We start from the raw sequence: 14,993 nt of genomic DNA on the forward strand, positions 1-14,993 counted from the left end.
ATCGAGCGAGGCAAAAGCCAGCTTCATGGACGTATTCGAACCGGACCGTAGCGCTTCAGAACGGCTTCACCGGTCGTGAGCTGGGGTTTCGTTGGGTGGTCAGCTTGCTCGGTGGTATTCGTTGATGAGGCCTGTGACAGCCTGTCTGCGTGCGATCTGAGGTGTCGGTAGCGGTATGACGTTCGGGTCGTCGAGGGGTGCGAGCTGGTTTCGGCCTTGGTGGGGCCGATGGCTGTTGAAGTGACGGGCGTAGTCGTGAAGGAGTTGCTCCGCGTGGCCTCTGCCAAAGATCAGTACTCGGTTGGTGCACTCCTCGTGGACGGAGTGTACGAACCGCTCGGCATGCGGATTGCAGTTGGGGCTCCGGGGCGGGATCTTGGCCACGTTTATGCCCTCGCTGGCGAACACGGCGTCCAAAGCCGCCGTGAACTTCCGGTCCCGGTCCCGGTCGCGGATGAGGTGGGTGAAGTTCGTGATGCGGTCGCCGAGCTGCCAGAGCAGCTGTCGGGCTTGCTGGGTGGTCCGAGCGCCGGTGGGGTGGGCGGTGACACCGATGATGTGGACGGTGCGAGTGCGGACCTCCATGGCGAACAGGGCGTACAGCCGCTGCAGTCCGATCGTGTCGATGTGAAAGAAGTCCGTGGCCAGGAGGCCGTTTGCCTGTGCCCTGAGGAATTCCGTCCACTCTCTGCGCGCCTTCTGCCGGCGTTGCCCAGCCCGAAGCCCAACTGGCCGGACCGGGCGCTGCTTGCCGCACTCGCCCGGCTCCTGCCCCGCGCCCTCCGCGGCGAGGCTGGCGGCAGGCAGGATACGGCGGACGGAGGTCAGCAGCGGTGAAGCTGTTTTGAAGCGCTACGGGGCGGCGTCGCCTTCCTGCCGCGCGACATCCCCACGCGTACCGCTTCACCTCTGACAACGTCGACATGCTCGTGATCGCCACCCCTCGGGCATGGATAACTTCTTCCGCGAAGCGGGCCGGGACCGGTCCCGGCCGAAGCCGGCCGACTGGGCCGCCACCCCCCGTGGCCCCTGGGCCGGGCCGCCGCCGCGAACGGGGAGATCGTGCTCGGTCCGCCACTTGCCACCGACGAGATGATCCCCGCCTAGCTCAACCGCACGTCACCGTGACCGGTGTGTGCATGCTGCGCGGCGGGAGCTTCACGGTCAGAGTGCGGGCCGCGCTGTCGAAGCGGTAGCGGTCGGGGGACAGCCGGACCTTCCCCACCCGAACTGTGCTCGGAGCGGTGACACCGCGGAGGGAGACGGTCCACTGCCGGGTGGTGACCTGGCCGTGGAAGGTGCCGGCCGTGGGGCTGATCGTCAGTGTGCGCCGAGGACCGTTCTCCCGGTACCGGATCTTCGTGACGGCGCTGTGGCCGCGCCGGGTGGTGGTCCCGTTGTCCTCGTAGAGGGCGTAGGAGCCGGACGCGCCCGCGGTGACGGCGAGCGTGACCTTGGTGAGTGGAGCCTTGTCGTTGCCGGTGACGTTGTCCGTACGGGTCGGGACGACGGCTCCGGCACGCACGAACACCGGCATGGTGTCGAGGCCGGAGGTGATGTTCTGGGTCGTGCCGCCCTCGTAGGTCCGTCCGGTGAAGTAGTCGGTCCACTGGCTGCCGGGCGGGAACCACACCGAGGTGGTGGCCGTGGCGCCGGGCGTGGTGACGGGGGCGACGAGCATGTCGGGGCCGTAGAAGTACTCGCTGCCGGACGTGGCGTACGCCTGGGGTTCATCGGGGTATTCCAGGTACGTCGGACGGGTGACGGGGACACCGGTGGCGTTTGCCGTCTGCGCGAGCCCATAGGTGTAGGGCACCAGATTCTCGCGCAGGTTGAGGAACGCGTCCGCGGAGGCCCGGGCCGCGGCGCCGTACTGCCAGGGCAGCCGATCGCTGTGGTTGCTGTGCAGCCGGTCGATGGGCTGGAAGGTGCCGAGCTGGACCCAGCGGGCGTACATGTCGTCGGGGAGTTTGTACGTGGTCCGGGTCGTGCCGCCGGAGGTGTAGCGCTCCGAACCGGTCAGCCCCGTGGTGTCGTTGTGGCCGCCGATGTCGTGGCTGATCGCCGACATGCCGGTGGCGGCCGCCTCGCCGGGTGTGTAGCCGACCTCGGCCTTCAGGGTGCCCCAGGTGGAGGCGGTGTCGCCGGTGAAGTGGACGGTGGTGCGCTTGTCGGCCCACGGCCCGGTGGGCAGCGCCTGCTGGCCGCTGTAGCCGCCCGCCTGCAGGGATCCGTAGGCCCGTGAGACGACGAATCCGCGGCCGATGGTCTTGTCGGCGTCGGCGGCGTACTGCTGGTTGATCCACGCGTCGGGGGTGACGCCGGGCAGCGATGACTGGGAGTTGTCGCAGCACCAGTCCGGCCACCAGAAGTCGTTGCCCTGCCCGCTCATGGTCCGGTGCAGATCCATGTACGCCTTCAGCTGGTCGGGGTCGCCCCAGTCGAAGGTGTAGCAGTCCCCGGGGCCGGCGTTCGCGGCGGAGGCGCAGCCGCCCTTGCGCAGCTTGCCCTTGGCCGTGGCCTGGGCCTGGGCGAACTGTGGGTCGCCGCTGAGGATGCTCGGATGGGTGTTGAGCGTGTTGTGCAGGCCCTGAGCGGCGGACCAGTCGAAGAACCCCTTCGGATCGGGGAACTTGGCCGTGTCCATCTCCCAGCCGCTCCAGGTGTTGGGCGACTTGAAGTCGGTGTCGGTCACCAGGACGTCCAGTGGCACGCCCTCGGCGCGGAAGGCGGGCAGGATCGTGTTCCGGTAGTCGGCGGCGGTGCGGTCGATGTACTCCGAGTACCACACGCCGTACGCCCACTGGGGAAGCAGTTTGGGCGGGCCGGTCAGGGTGGCGAGGTCGGACAGGGCCCGCTTGTAGGCGTGGCCGTAGCCGAAGACGTAGCCGTCCTGGTACGGCATACCGCCGCGCGAGGGGCGCTGGGTGACCTGGCGGGTGCCCGTGTCGTACAGCGCCGAGGAGGTGTCGTCGAGCAGGTACCAGCCGTCCTTGTAGAGCAGGCCGGGCGTGGTGGCCGGGGCGCCGTTGTCACCGTTGAGGCCGTCGAGGCTGCGGCGGTAGCCGCCGAGCGCCAGGTGGGGTTGCGGGGCGGCGGAGCCGGCCCCGGTGACGGAGACCGTGTCGAGGTTGACATGGCAGCTCACGGCGTCGGGACAGCCGATGGTGATGTCGTTGGCTCCGGCCTTGAGGCCGATCGGGACCGAGGCGGTCCGCCAGGTGTCCCAGTCGCCGGTCGTGGGCAGCGACAGCGTCCGCGTGGCGCCCCCGGAGGACACCGTGGCGGTGCGGGTCTGGTAACGGCCGTCTCCCCCGGTGGCGTTGGCGTAGCGCACCTGCAGCGCATAGCTGCCGTCGGCCGGTACGCCGACCACATGGGCCGCCACACCGGCCCCCTGGTTCAGTTCCGCGACGAAGCCGCCGCCGGAATAGCCGCCGTGGTCACCGGCCATGGTCGCCGTGCCCGAGACGCGGTCGGCTTCGGCCTCACAGCCCACGCCGAACCGGCAGTCCGTGATCGCGGTCGCGGACGTGGGCGGGAAGGCACCGCCCTGGTTCACCAGGGCGACGCTGTCGATGTTGACGTTGCCGGAGTTCGTGGCGGTCCTCCCCAGCGTGATGGTGTGGTGGCCCGCGCCGAGTCGCACCGCGCTGCTCACCCGGCTCCACGTATCCCAGTCCGCGGTGGCCGGCAGGCTCACCGTTCGGGGCGCGCCGCCGTCCACCGACAACGTCAGCGTGCGCGTCGTGGTCTGGCCGTCACTCCCACGGGAGTTGGCGTAGCGGGTGTCGAACTGATATGTCCCCGGTATGGCGACGTCGACCTCGGCGACCAGGGAGTTGCCCGTCCCCTCGAAACCGGCCAGGAAACCGGAGCCCGTGTAGCCGCCGTGGTCCGTGGCGACGCCGAGCCCGCTGTGAGAGAGCTGCTCGGCCTCGCACAGGGCGCCCAGGGCACAGGTGAGTCGCTGCCACGGGGTGGCGCCGACGGGTGATCCGCCGGCCGTCAGCCGCACGTCGAGGTTGCGGGCGTCGAACGGACCGGAACCCACCTGATACCGCAGGGTGAGCGCACCCGTCCTGATGGTCAGCCAGCCGTCCTCCGTGCTCGAGGTGTACGAGGCCGGCGCGAACGCCGTGCGGCCGATCGCGTTGAACGTCGCGCTGTCGGTGAACTTCCCGTCCTGCGCGTACTCCGTGCGGATCAGGGTCGGGGACAAGACCTGGAAGCGTGCGTTGCCGGACGTCACCGACGTGCCGAGGCGGCCGGTCGGTGAACCCGCCGACGCCTGCCCGGCACCGGTCACGGCCATGGCTGCCATACTGCTGACAAGAGCGACGACCGTGACACGTCGTCGCAGGAAGCGCAGGGCGTGTAACGCTGATCTTCTTCGCACGGACAGCTCCGTCCTCACGTGTGCCGACATCGTTGTCAGATGCGGCCCTTCGGGACCTGCGAACGATCGATCGTTGGAGAGTGCGCAGAGGAATGACAGCACATCCCCTCGCGACTGTCCATGACCTGTACCGCTCGAAAAGTCATCGTCGCAGGTGAGGGGGTGCAGTCAGTTCGCTGGGATGATGCCTTCCGCGATCGTGTCCTCGCTGTACAAGGTGACCCGGAAGCTGCGCACTGTTCCGTCGGTACTCCTCCTTCACGGGACGGCGAAGGACGCGGAACTGCTGGTGCTGCGGCACGCGAATGCTGTCCTGCGCCGCCAGTTGGCCGGGCCGGTCCGCTACGAACCTGCCGACCGGTTCTGGTTCGCCGCCCTGTCCGGGCTGATACTGTCCCTGCCGAATACTTCATCCGTGCAGGTCATGCTGCGTGTTGGTATTCGTGGAGGATGCTGCCGAGGTGGTCGTGGCGGCGTATGTCCAGGCGGCTCAACTTGTCCGGATCGTTGATCGGTGTGGGTAGTGGGTGCAGCGGTCGGGCGTTGGCGATGCCCTGGTGGGGTCGGTGGGCGTTGTGGAACTGCCCGTACTTGTGCTGGGCGTGCAGGAGGTGGTGCTGGTTCCAGATCAAGGTCCGGTCCAGGAGTTCACGTCTGCGGGTCTGTACCCACCGTTCGATGAGCGGAGTTCATTCTCGGCATCTGGATGCCGCTGAGAACGACTGTGATCGATGCCGGCATCCTTGAGGATCTTCCAGACGGTCGACGCGGCCACCTTCACATCCAGCACGAGCAGCTCACCGTGCAGACGCCTGTACCCCCACTGCGGATTTTCCCTCGCCAGACGCAGCACCAGAATCCGGATGGAGCGCACCGTACGAGGTCGACCAGGTCGCTTGGGCCGCGATAACGCGGCATGGTGGCGTGTGACGAGGTCGCGATGCCAGCGCAGCACCGTGTCAGGACGCACGAGCAGCCGCGTACGCCGCAGGGTGGGTAGCGGAAGCCGGTGCAGCAGCGCCGCCAGGAACGCCCGGTCGCTTGAGCCCGGATCCACCGGCTTGATTCCCGGTTGATCGTTTCGGGGTCGTGCAGGCCGTGTTGGGGCTGAGTTGCGGATTCGGCATGGGGTGGCCGATGGTCTGCCCAGCTCTTCCACTTTGTCCACAGGTCTCAAGGCGTCCTCGGCAAGCCGGCCGACGGCGTCACCGGCCTCACCCACATCGGTGCCCGCGAATACGACCCCGTCACGGGCCAATTCCTCAGCCTCGACCCGCTCCTCACTCCCGACCAGGGGCAGTCCCTCAACGGCTACAGCTATGCCAACCAGAATCCGGTCACTGACTCGGACCCCACGGGCCTGTGCGTAGACCCCGGCAACGGGCACTGCATGCCGACCAACGGCGGAGACGCCGGTAAAGACGCCCCACCGGAGAACCACTACCCCAGCGGTGGTGGTTGGCACCATGGTGGCGGCGGCAGTGGCGGCGGTGGTGGGGGTGGGGGCACGGCGTCCACTTCGGCTTCCTACCCGACGCCCGCGCCGAGTCCCGGACCTCCACCTGTGCCCGGCCCTTATCACGATGAGAAAGCCGGCACGGGACTGTTCAGTGCCTTAAAACTGGCGGTGGACTTCTTCGGGCCGGACACATCGGAATGGAAGAAGTGCGGAGACTTCAAACTCTCCGGGTGTCTTTGGGCTGCGGCTGATCTGCCGGGCCCGGGGAAGGCCCTCAAGGGCGTCAAGATCTGGAAGAAGGCGCGGAAGGCCGAGAAGAAGGCTGACGATGCGGTCGACGCAGCCGAGAAGGCGGTCGAGAAGTGCCACAGCTTCACCGAAGAAACGCAAGTAGAGCTCGCAGACGGCGGCCACAGTGACATCAAGGATGTCAAGGTCGGCGATAAGGTTCTCGCCACCGATCCCGAAACCGGGAAGAGCGAGGCCCGCCCGGTCGTTGCGGCGATCGTCACCAATGATGACAAGGACTTCACCGACCTCACAGTGAAGACCGGTGACCGCCCCGCGTCGATCATCGCCACCGGCACCCACCCGTTCTGGGTAACGAGCGAGGCCCGCTGGGTGGACGCCGGCGACGTCATCACCGGCATGCGGCTCCGCACGGACAAGGGCGAGGCCGTGACGGTCACCTCCGTGCGCCACTTCACGAAGCTGCAACGCACCTACGACCTCACAGTCAGCAGAATCCACACGTGCTCGCTGGCGCCACTCCGGTCCTCGTTCATAATTCGACTTGTCGGCGTGATGCGCAGGGAAGATTCACGTCGGGTGAGAACGCGGACGCGGCTCGGGGGCGGTTGACTCACAAGAATTACCGAACCGCACTGGGGGACGGATACGACTATGAAGTGACGCTTCCAAGCGGGCGCAGGCCTGACGCGATCGACTGGGAGAGCCGGGTGGTTCGCGAACTCAAATCCGACGCTCCTAGTAGCATGGCGACCGGACGTCGGCAGTTGAAGGGCTACGTCGAAGAACTTGAGGAGATGACTGGCCAGTCTTGGACCGGGCATCTGGACATCTACAAGAGGTTCGATTGACTGTGCAGAGTACAGTAGTCCGAGTCATCGGTGAAGCGGTCAAACCACTAGGATTCCAACGACATGGCCACAGTTGGTATCGAGTCACATCGAATCTGTATGCGGTGATCAATGTTCAAAAGTCCAGGTGGGATGAGTCGTGCTACGTCAACATCGCCTTCTCGCCCGCCAGCCAAGCCGAGAATTCGTGGCTGCCTGAATCAAAGTGTCAAGTTCGATTCAGGCTGGACTCTCTCAAATCCGTTACCCCCGAGGGGCTCCTTCTTCTGGGGGCGGATTCTGGGCGAGGGGTCACTGAGGTTGAATTCCGATCTTCCCTTGCGGAGAAGATCGGAGCACCTGTCGCTCTATTCATGAGCGGAATTACCGGGTTGGGTGATTTGAAGGATGCCTTGGGTTCTGCTGTGCCGGAGAGAGTATTCGTGCATCGGGAAATGCGCTCACTGCTGGACTCAACTGGTTAGCGTCCCTGATTAAGAGTATGTCTCACGTGGCGCCAGGTTGATGCGGCATGATGTTGCGTTATGGGTGTTGGTCTGTCGCGGGCCTTGACCCTTGATCCTGGACACACGAGACACTGGATCCTGAGGATCTGAGAACGGACATCTCGTGGTCATGAAGAACTATCCGCCGCAGTTCAAGGCGGACGCGGCCGCGCTGTACCAGTCGCGGCCCGAGGCGACGATCCGACAGGTCGCCGCCGATCTGGGGAGCAATCCCGAGACCCTGCGGAACTGGGTCCGGGCAGCCGGCGCGAGCCGGCCTCGGGGACGCCGGGCGGAGGTGCCGACCGAGCCACCGACGCCGTTGGAGGAGGAGAACGCAGCCCTGCGCAAGAAGGTCCGTGAGCTGGAGGAGGAACGCGAGATCCTGCGCAAGGCGGCGAAGTATTTCGCCGGAGAGACGCGCTGGTGAACCGCTTCCAGTTCGTTGCCGACCACCACCACCGCCGCTACGGCGTGAAGCGGCTGTGCACCATCCTCGGCATCGCCCGCTTCAGCTTCTACTACTGGCGCCGCACGGCCGCGGACCGGGCCGCCCGGCAGGCAGCCGACGCCCGCCTCGCCGCCCGGATACGGGCCGTGCACCGCGAGTCGGACGGCACCTACGGCGTCCCCAGGATCACCGCCGAACTGCGCGAAGCGGGCGAGCGCATCAACCACAAGCGGATCGCGCCTGTGATGCGGAGCATCGGCCTGGCAGGCGTGCGGCTGCGTCGCAGGCACCGCACCACCGTTGCGGGACCGGCCGCGGCGAAGGCCCCGGACCTCATCGGCCGCGACTTCACGGCAAGCGAGCCGAACACGAAGTACGTAGGCGACATTACCTATCTCCCGCTGGACGGCGGGAAGTTCCTCTACCTGGCCACCGTCATCGACCTCGCCTCACGCCGCCTGGCCGGCTGGGCCATCGCGGACCACATGCGCACCGACCTCGTCATCGACGCCCTGACCGCCGCCGAACGGACCCGCGGCAGCCTCGCCGGGGCGGTCATGCACACCGACCACGGGGCCCAGTACACCAGCCGGGCCTTCGCCGACGCCTGCCGCCAGGCCGGCGTCCGCCAGTCCATGAGCGCGATCGGCAGCTCGGCGGACAACGCGCTTGCCGAGTCCTTCAACGCGACGTTCAAACGCGAGACGCTTCAGTGCACCCCATTTCCCTGACTCGGGGTGGAATTAGTAGCTCTAATGGTTAACTGGTGCAGCGACTTGATTGTCGCTGCACCAGTTCCGGTTTGGGGACTAGACATGGCTGGCGAACTGCCGGTAGCGGGAAAGGTGGATTTTCCGCTGTACGTGGTATCGGATGAAGAGTCCGGAGGGGTGCTTGTTGCGGCTGAAGGAGTAGAGGGTTTTTTGTCGACCCGGAAGAAGGGTTACCGGAAGTGGCCTTCCTGAGGGCCCATGAGGTCGAGAAGGGTAGGCGGAGGGCCGAAGATACAGTGATGGCGGTCATGAATCGTCAACGAGAGAAGATTGGTGAGTACTTCATTGGTCGGGTTGTGCTCGGCGATACGGGCGTAGAGGAGCCAGGCGGAAATATTTCGAGAGTCGCTTACCGGTTCTTTGGTAATGGTTGCGAGTATCCCGAAGCTGAGAGAATTTGGCTGCGTTGGGCATCAGGGATCGCCCTGGAGAAGGGTGAATGGCTTCGGTGGCCGGCGAACTATCAGGGCGCATGGCTGCACGTCGTTCAGAATTCCTGGTTCGCTACGAACCGTAGGGCTGCTCGCTATGAGTGGAAGAGGTTGTCCACTTGGATGGTGGACAAATTTCGACGAAATCGGGGTTCTACTGCGCATTGGGTGAGGCGGTAAATGGCCCGGGCGGTTACTTTGGATCGAATCTTGACGCTCTCGCGGACTGTATTTCTTCGAGTTTCGGCGAGGGGCCCCCGGCGAGGATTGTTTGGCGGAACTTTCAGGCGTCTCAAGAATCTTTTGATCACGCCTTCCTGGATTCGATTGTGGGACTAATGCGCGAATTCCGCGTAGATCTCGCCACTTGCTGACTTTGGGGGCGTGTGCCCGAGTAAATATGACGCCCCGCCAGATGGCATCTGGCGGGGCGTCTGGGTGGGGTGACGGCAGTAGTTGACGGCAACGTCAGCGGACGGTGGCTCAAGGGGAAGCTTCAACCTCGACTTCCTCCGCAAGCGCGTACTCCTCACGCCCTGACCCGACTGCGTCACAAGATCAGCGCCAGAGCCGAATTACCTGACGTCGAACCCGCCCAAAGTGGGGAATTCCATGACCGTCGACACTACGAGTTGACCGGGCAATTCCTCAGCTGAATTCTTCACGTGACAGCAACGACCGGCGGCCCGGACCGCCGCTCTGGAACCGGTCGGCCGACGACGCCCTGTCCGGTGGACTGGCCCGCCACGACCACTCCTCGACAGCACCACCGTCGTCAAAGGCCGTTGCCTGTCGGCCTTGGCGGCGGTCCTCCGCTTGAGCGCCCCGCGCTGCCGCCCGCAGGGGGGCGTGGCGCGGGGCGCACCTTGGCGGGATCGCGGGTCAGAGGACGGAGACCAGGAGCGATACGGCCGACCCCTGGCGGCCGATGGATGCCTTGTCGAACGGTCCTGCCCAGCTCTGTCCGTACTGGTTCTGGCCGTTCCGGTCGTTGGCGTAAGCGGAGTCCGCCTGCGCCCGGAGGTAGCTCCGGTAGGGATGTCCGGGGAGGGCATTGTCGAGTTCGCCGAGGTTGCGCGCGAAGATGCCCTTGAAGGCCGTCCCGTCGAATTCGCAGTTCCCGGCCGCCTCGCAGGGTTCGGTCAGGATGCCCTTCGGCGACAGCAGCGGGCTGGCGATCACGGCGTCGGCGATCTGCCGGGCGGTGGTGAGCATGCTCTGCTGGCCGGTGGCCTTGTACAGCTCGACGAGGCCGCCCAGGACCACTCCCTGGTTGTAGGTCCAGGTGGTGCCGTTGTTGTTGGCACAGCCACCGCTCTGTGTGGTCAGGCCGTCGTTGACGAGGTGATCGTTATTGATCATCCCGCTGTTCTTGAACCAGTTCCACGCTTCCAGGGCGTGGTCCAGGTAGACCTTGTCGCCGGGGATCCGGTTGTGCAGGGATGCGGCGAGTTTGATGTACAGCTCGATGCTGATCGCGTTCTTGTAGGTCTTGCTCCGGATGTCCCACCAGATGCCGCCGCCACAGGTGTCGTCCCAGTAGTCGCGCATGTAGGTCTCGTCCACCTTGGCGATGCCCAGGTACTGCTTGTCGCGCGTCAGGTCGTACATGCGGGTCATGGCCAGTGCCCACCAGCCGGTGTCGTCGGTGGAATCGGCCCTGAACTCACCGCCGCCCTGCGGCCACCACTCCAGGGGCTTCCGCTGTTCGGCGATGGTGTTCTTGACCTCGGGCAGGTACTTCCGTGAGCCGGTCTTCGTCATGAAGTCCAGCAGCGCCTGGAGGGCGTTCCCCGACTGCCACCAGGGGGCCTCGGGATTCCAGCGGCCGGTCTCCTGGTCATAGAAGCCCATCATCGCGTCGACGGCCGCGGAGGCCTTGGCGCGTGCGGTGGGGGCGGCCTGAGGTGCCCCCTGGGCCGGTATGGCGGTCGCGAGTAGGGACAGGACCACACCGCAGGCGGCGACGACCGCGGTGATCCATATTCTTCGGGCCCGTCTGTGCATGTCGGGGACTCCTTGTGTGGTGAGGGACACTGCTCCTTGGCGGGGGTGGAGGTAGGACGGCGCGGGTGCGGTCTTCAGGGATGGCGGGCGGGTAACCCGTGCCCGGGCGGCTGGGACGGCCTCATGCGCTGATCACCTTTCCGCCCGCCTGCCGGAAGACCTCCAGCGTCTGGGGGTCGGCGCCGGCGGTGGTGACGAGGACGTCGACGTCGGAGAGTGAACACAGGCGCAAGCTGCCCGTACCGGGGAACTTGCTCTCGGTGGCCACCAGCACCACGCTGTCGGCGACCTCGATCATGGCCTGTTTGATGGGTGCCTCGACGGCCATGTTGTCCACGACGTGGCCGCTGGCGCGTACGCCCGTGCAGCTCAGGAACAGCAGGTCGGCGCTGATCTGCCGCAGGGCCGCCTCGGTGAGTGAGCCGACCATGGACTGGTAGTTGCGGCGTAGTACGCCGCCGAGCATGACCAGCCGTACGGTGTCGTCGTCCCGCAGCTCGTCCAGTACGGCCACATTGCTGGTGATCACGGTGACCGGGCGGCCGCGCAGCCGACGGGCGATCAACGCGGTGCTCGTGCCGATGTCCAGGACGACCACGCTGTCGTCCACCACGAGTTCGGCGGCGCGCGTGGCCATGGCTTCCTTCATCGCCATGTCGTGTGATGCCGAGACGTCGAACGGCTCCTCGTCTTCGGGTTTCTCCGCCGCGGCCTGCGCGTCGGCGCGCAGCGACAGGGCGGCACCGCCGTAGGTGCGTATGAGCTCGCCGTCGCGGTCGAGCAGCGTCAGGTCGCGGCGGATCGTCGACTCGCTGACCTGGAGCTGTTCGGCCAGCCCGCGGACGGAGGCCACGCCTCCCGTCATCCGGAGGGAATTCACGATCTTCGCGTGCCGTTTGCTCGAAGTCACGCGCCGAAAGTAGCACCTCTTGACTGACTTCGATCACTGAGAAAAGTAAACAATTGCGCTACTGCCTGTCTCTTGTCATAGGCGAATCTTCCTGCTCATAGTTGAGCACCTTCACGCGCGACGCACGGCGTGCCCGACGTGCCCCGCGTCGGCCCCCTGCCTTCGGCGGCACTCCGCGCCGGCCCAACCGCGCTGGAGGGGCCCCGACCGGCGCGGGCGGCGACTCCCCGGCATCCCGCCCCCGCTTCCCACACTGCGGGTGCCGACAAATCATCCGCGCAGCTCAGGCGGCGTGCTGGTACTGGTGGAGGACTCCGCCGAGTCGGTCTCGTCGGCTGACCTGCAGGTGGGTGAGTTGGGCTTGGTGGGTGATGGGGGCGGGTAGTGGGCGGCATGGGGCGGCTTGTGCGAGGGCCCTGTGCGGGCGGTGTTCGTTGTAGAAGGTCTCGTACTCGCGCAGTGTGTGGAGGAGGTGGCTCTGGTTCCAGATCATGGTCCGGTCCAGGAGTTCGGTGCGGCAGGTCTGTATCCAGCGCTCGATGAGGGAGTTCATCCGCGGTATGCGAATGCCGGTGGTGACGACCTTCATGCCGGCATCGGTCATCAGGGCGTCGAAGGCGGCTGTGAACTTGGAGTCGCGGTCGCGGATCAGGAACTTCGCCTTGCTGCCCGCGTCCTCGAGGTCCATGAGGAGGTTGCGTCCGAGCTGGACGATCCAGTCCGCGGTGGGGTGTGGGGCGGCGGTGAGGATCCGGATGCGACGGGTGGTGTGCTCGATGGCGGCGAAGACGTAGAGGGGCGCCCCGGTCAGCGTGTGGACTTCGAAGAGGTCGCAGGCGAGTAGAGCTTTGGCCTGGCTGCGGAGCAAGTTGGCCCAGGTGGTGCTCTGCTGTTCGGGTGCGGGTGGGATGCCGTGCTGGTGGAGGATTTCCCAGACGGTGGAGGCGGTGATCTTGATCCCCAGTGCTGCGAGTTCGCCGTGGATCCGGCGATATCCCCACGAGGCGTTCTCCCTGGCCAGGCGTAGGACCAGGGTGCGGATCGAGCGGATGGTGCGTGGGCGTCCACGCCGTCTGGGTACGCAGGTCGCGGCATGGCGTCGCCTGAGCAGGTCACGGTGCCGGCGCAGGACCGTGTCGGGCCGGACCAGTAGTAGAAGGTGCTGCAGTCTGTCTTTGGGGAGGTGGTGGAGCAGGCCGGCGAGGGTGGCACGGTCTGTGTCGGTGAAGGTCGGCTTGTCGACCCGGCGTTGGAGGACCAGCAGTTGGTGCCGGAGTACGAGGATCTCGACGTCCTTGTCTCTGTCGCTCATCGGCGGGAGCCGTAGGAACGCCAGGGCGTTGGTTGCGGTGAGGTAGGCCAGACGCAGCAGTACGACAGATCATGATGCCGCCGGGGCCCTGCGTAGGTGAAGACCCCGGGGTGAACGTCGAGGAGAACCGAAGATCCGTGATCAGTCCCCCGACCTGCGTGGATGATGTATCGGCACCCGCAAAGTCAGTCGCAGCAGCACGGTCGATCATCTTGCCGCGGTGAGCGCCAGCCTCGCGAGAGCGCCTGTTTTGGCGACTTCGCCGGTTGACCTCCGGTACACCACGCACACCACCTCCCACCAGGGCGGATGACATTTACGGCAAGCGCAGCGTTGTATGAGCGCGGGGTCTTGTTCCCTATCCTGTGGGTGCCGGAAACTGTGTCACCCGAGGTGACCTGCGGGTTCGGATCTGCCAGAGCACAGGAAGCCAGCGAGTGCTGTGCGGCATCATGCTGGGGCGTGGCGATACGTCTGATCTATCAGCTCGCGTGTCAGCTCTTCCGATGGCTTGCGCTGCTGGCCCGGTCGAGTGCGGCGAAAGATGTCGAGATCCTGATGCTCCGGCACCAGCTCACTGTCGCGCGACGCATCCGGCCACGACCTCAGTTTTCCTGGAGCGATCGGGCTGTCATGGCAGCGCTGCTCCGGATGGTGAACAAGCAGCAGCGTGCATGGCTGGTGTTGCTGGTCACTCCACGGTCGGTCCTGCGCTGGCACCCACGCCTGGTCGCCCGGAAGTGGACCTATGCACACCGCCGTCCGGGCCGACCACCGACGCCGGAAGCACTGCGGCAGCTGGTCCTGCGCCTCGCGCGGGAGAACCCGGGGTGGGGATATCGACGGATCCACGGCGAACTGCTCGGCCTGGGACGCAAGGTCGGCGCCTCGACCGTCTGGGAGATCTTGCAGAAGGCCGGGATCGACCCCGCACCCCAGCGCACCAACCAGTCCTGGCCCGCCTTCCTCAAAGCCCAGGCCTCCGCCATCGTGGCCACCGACCTCTTCCACATCGACACGGTCTTCCTGCGGCGCTGGTTCGTGCTGTTCTTCATCGACCACGGCACCCGCCGCGTGCACATCGCCGGCGTCACCCGGCACCCGACCGGCCCCTGGATCACCCAGCAAGCGCGGAACTACCTCATGGACCTCGGTGACCGCGCAGAGTCGATCAGCCTCCTCATCCGGGACCGCGGCACCTACTTCACCGACAGCTTCGACGCCGTCTTCCAGGCGGAAGGCATACGTGTGATACCCACACTGCCCGCTGTGCCACGGATGAACGCGACCACCGAACGCTGGATCGGATCATGCCGACGCGAGGCAACCGACCGCATCCTGATCACCGGAGAACGCCACCTGCGTCTCGTCGTCGGCGAGTACGCGGAGCACTACAACAGACACCGGCCGCACCGATCCCTCGGGCAACGGCCACCAGGCCAACTCACCAGCCCCGAGCCGCCCATCGCCAGGGGCAACACTCGCATTCGTCGACGCGATCGACTCGGCGGCCTCATCCACGAATACTCGCAGGTCGCATAGGGTGACACCGATTCCGGCACCCACAGGCGCCGGGCAGGGGAGTGCCCTCAGCCGCACGGCATACCGCACACCGGACCGCGCCGCCGGGACGGGCTCCCACCCGTCCGGCCCGGCGCGTTGTCCG

10 protein-coding genes and 4 pseudogenes are annotated in these 14,993 nt (G+C 66.1%); 8 read left to right on the forward strand and 6 right to left on the reverse strand.

What is annotated here, in order from left to right; genetic code table 11:
* Positions 1-99 precede the first annotated feature (99 nt).
* Together KHP12_RS40240 and KHP12_RS40245 are read right to left on the reverse strand one after the other, a co-directional pair.
* The gene (locus KHP12_RS40240) at positions 100-585 is read right to left on the reverse strand and encodes an integrase core domain-containing protein (protein ID WP_244202710.1); all 486 of its coding nucleotides are present in this window, start codon (positions 583-585) and stop codon (positions 100-102) included.
* Positions 586-1,108: 523 nt separating this feature from the next.
* Entirely contained in the window at positions 1,109-4,315 is a 3,207-nt protein-coding gene (locus KHP12_RS40245) for a TIM-barrel domain-containing protein (RefSeq protein WP_211834274.1), read from the reverse strand.
* A 268-nt stretch (positions 4,316-4,583) separates the two neighbouring features.
* Here KHP12_RS40245 and KHP12_RS51705 point away from each other — a divergent pair.
* A pseudogene (locus KHP12_RS51705) lies at positions 4,584-4,790 on the forward strand (integrase); the annotation flags it as partial.
* Between the two features lie 31 nt (positions 4,791-4,821).
* Here KHP12_RS51705 and KHP12_RS40250 read toward each other — a convergent pair.
* Positions 4,822-5,465, reverse strand: a pseudogene (locus tag KHP12_RS40250) (helix-turn-helix domain-containing protein).
* A gap of 117 nt (positions 5,466-5,582) precedes the next feature.
* Here KHP12_RS40250 and KHP12_RS53580 point away from each other — a divergent pair.
* The 6 genes and pseudogenes from KHP12_RS53580 to KHP12_RS40285 all read left to right on the forward strand — a co-directional run.
* Positions 5,583-5,702: pseudogene (locus KHP12_RS53580) on the forward strand (RHS repeat-associated core domain-containing protein); the annotation flags it as partial.
* Between the two features lie 324 nt (positions 5,703-6,026).
* On the forward strand, positions 6,027-6,719 hold the full coding sequence (locus KHP12_RS40260) for a Hint domain-containing protein (RefSeq protein WP_211834275.1): 693 nt from the start codon (positions 6,027-6,029) through the stop codon (positions 6,717-6,719).
* Complete coding sequence (locus KHP12_RS53585; RefSeq protein WP_086881210.1) at positions 6,611-6,958, forward strand: hypothetical protein; 348 nt, start codon at positions 6,611-6,613, stop codon at positions 6,956-6,958. Before KHP12_RS40260 ends, KHP12_RS53585 begins: the two co-directional genes overlap by 109 nt.
* A 2-nt stretch (positions 6,959-6,960) precedes the next feature.
* Positions 6,961-7,422 (forward strand): DUF4304 domain-containing protein, encoded by a 462-nt coding sequence (locus KHP12_RS53590; RefSeq protein ID WP_167442447.1) that lies wholly within the window; start codon positions 6,961-6,963, stop codon positions 7,420-7,422.
* A gap of 145 nt (positions 7,423-7,567) precedes the next feature.
* A pseudogene (locus KHP12_RS40280) lies at positions 7,568-8,607 on the forward strand (IS3 family transposase); the annotation flags it as partial.
* 592 nt (positions 8,608-9,199) lie between these two features.
* Complete coding sequence (locus tag KHP12_RS40285; protein ID WP_211834278.1) at positions 9,200-9,472, forward strand: barstar family protein; 273 nt, start codon at positions 9,200-9,202, stop codon at positions 9,470-9,472.
* A 508-nt stretch (positions 9,473-9,980) separates the two neighbouring features.
* Here KHP12_RS40285 and KHP12_RS40290 read toward each other — a convergent pair.
* The 3 genes from KHP12_RS40290 to KHP12_RS40300 all read right to left on the reverse strand — a co-directional run bounded on the left by KHP12_RS40290 (position 9,981) and on the right by KHP12_RS40300 (position 13,327).
* Positions 9,981-11,105: a glycoside hydrolase family 76 protein gene (locus KHP12_RS40290; protein WP_211834279.1), complete on the reverse strand. Its 1,125-nt coding sequence runs from the start codon at positions 11,103-11,105 to the stop codon at positions 9,981-9,983.
* A gap of 121 nt (positions 11,106-11,226) precedes the next feature.
* The gene (locus KHP12_RS40295) at positions 11,227-12,015 is read right to left on the reverse strand and encodes a DeoR/GlpR family DNA-binding transcription regulator (protein ID WP_086881214.1); all 789 of its coding nucleotides are present in this window, start codon (positions 12,013-12,015) and stop codon (positions 11,227-11,229) included.
* A 283-nt stretch (positions 12,016-12,298) separates the two neighbouring features.
* Positions 12,299-13,327 carry an integrase core domain-containing protein gene (locus KHP12_RS40300; protein ID WP_244202711.1) on the reverse strand — a complete coding sequence of 343 codons (1,029 nt, stop codon included), beginning with the start codon at positions 13,325-13,327 and terminating at the stop codon, positions 12,299-12,301.
* A gap of 633 nt (positions 13,328-13,960) precedes the next feature.
* Here KHP12_RS40300 and KHP12_RS40305 point away from each other — a divergent pair.
* Positions 13,961-14,869, forward strand: a complete 909-nt coding sequence (locus KHP12_RS40305) for an integrase core domain-containing protein (RefSeq protein WP_246643252.1) — start codon at positions 13,961-13,963, stop codon at positions 14,867-14,869.
* The last annotated feature ends 124 nt before the right edge of the window (positions 14,870-14,993 follow it).

The sequence above is a fragment of the Streptomyces asiaticus genome (assembly GCF_018138715.1).
Lineage (GTDB): Bacteria > Actinomycetota > Actinomycetes > Streptomycetales > Streptomycetaceae > Streptomyces > Streptomyces asiaticus.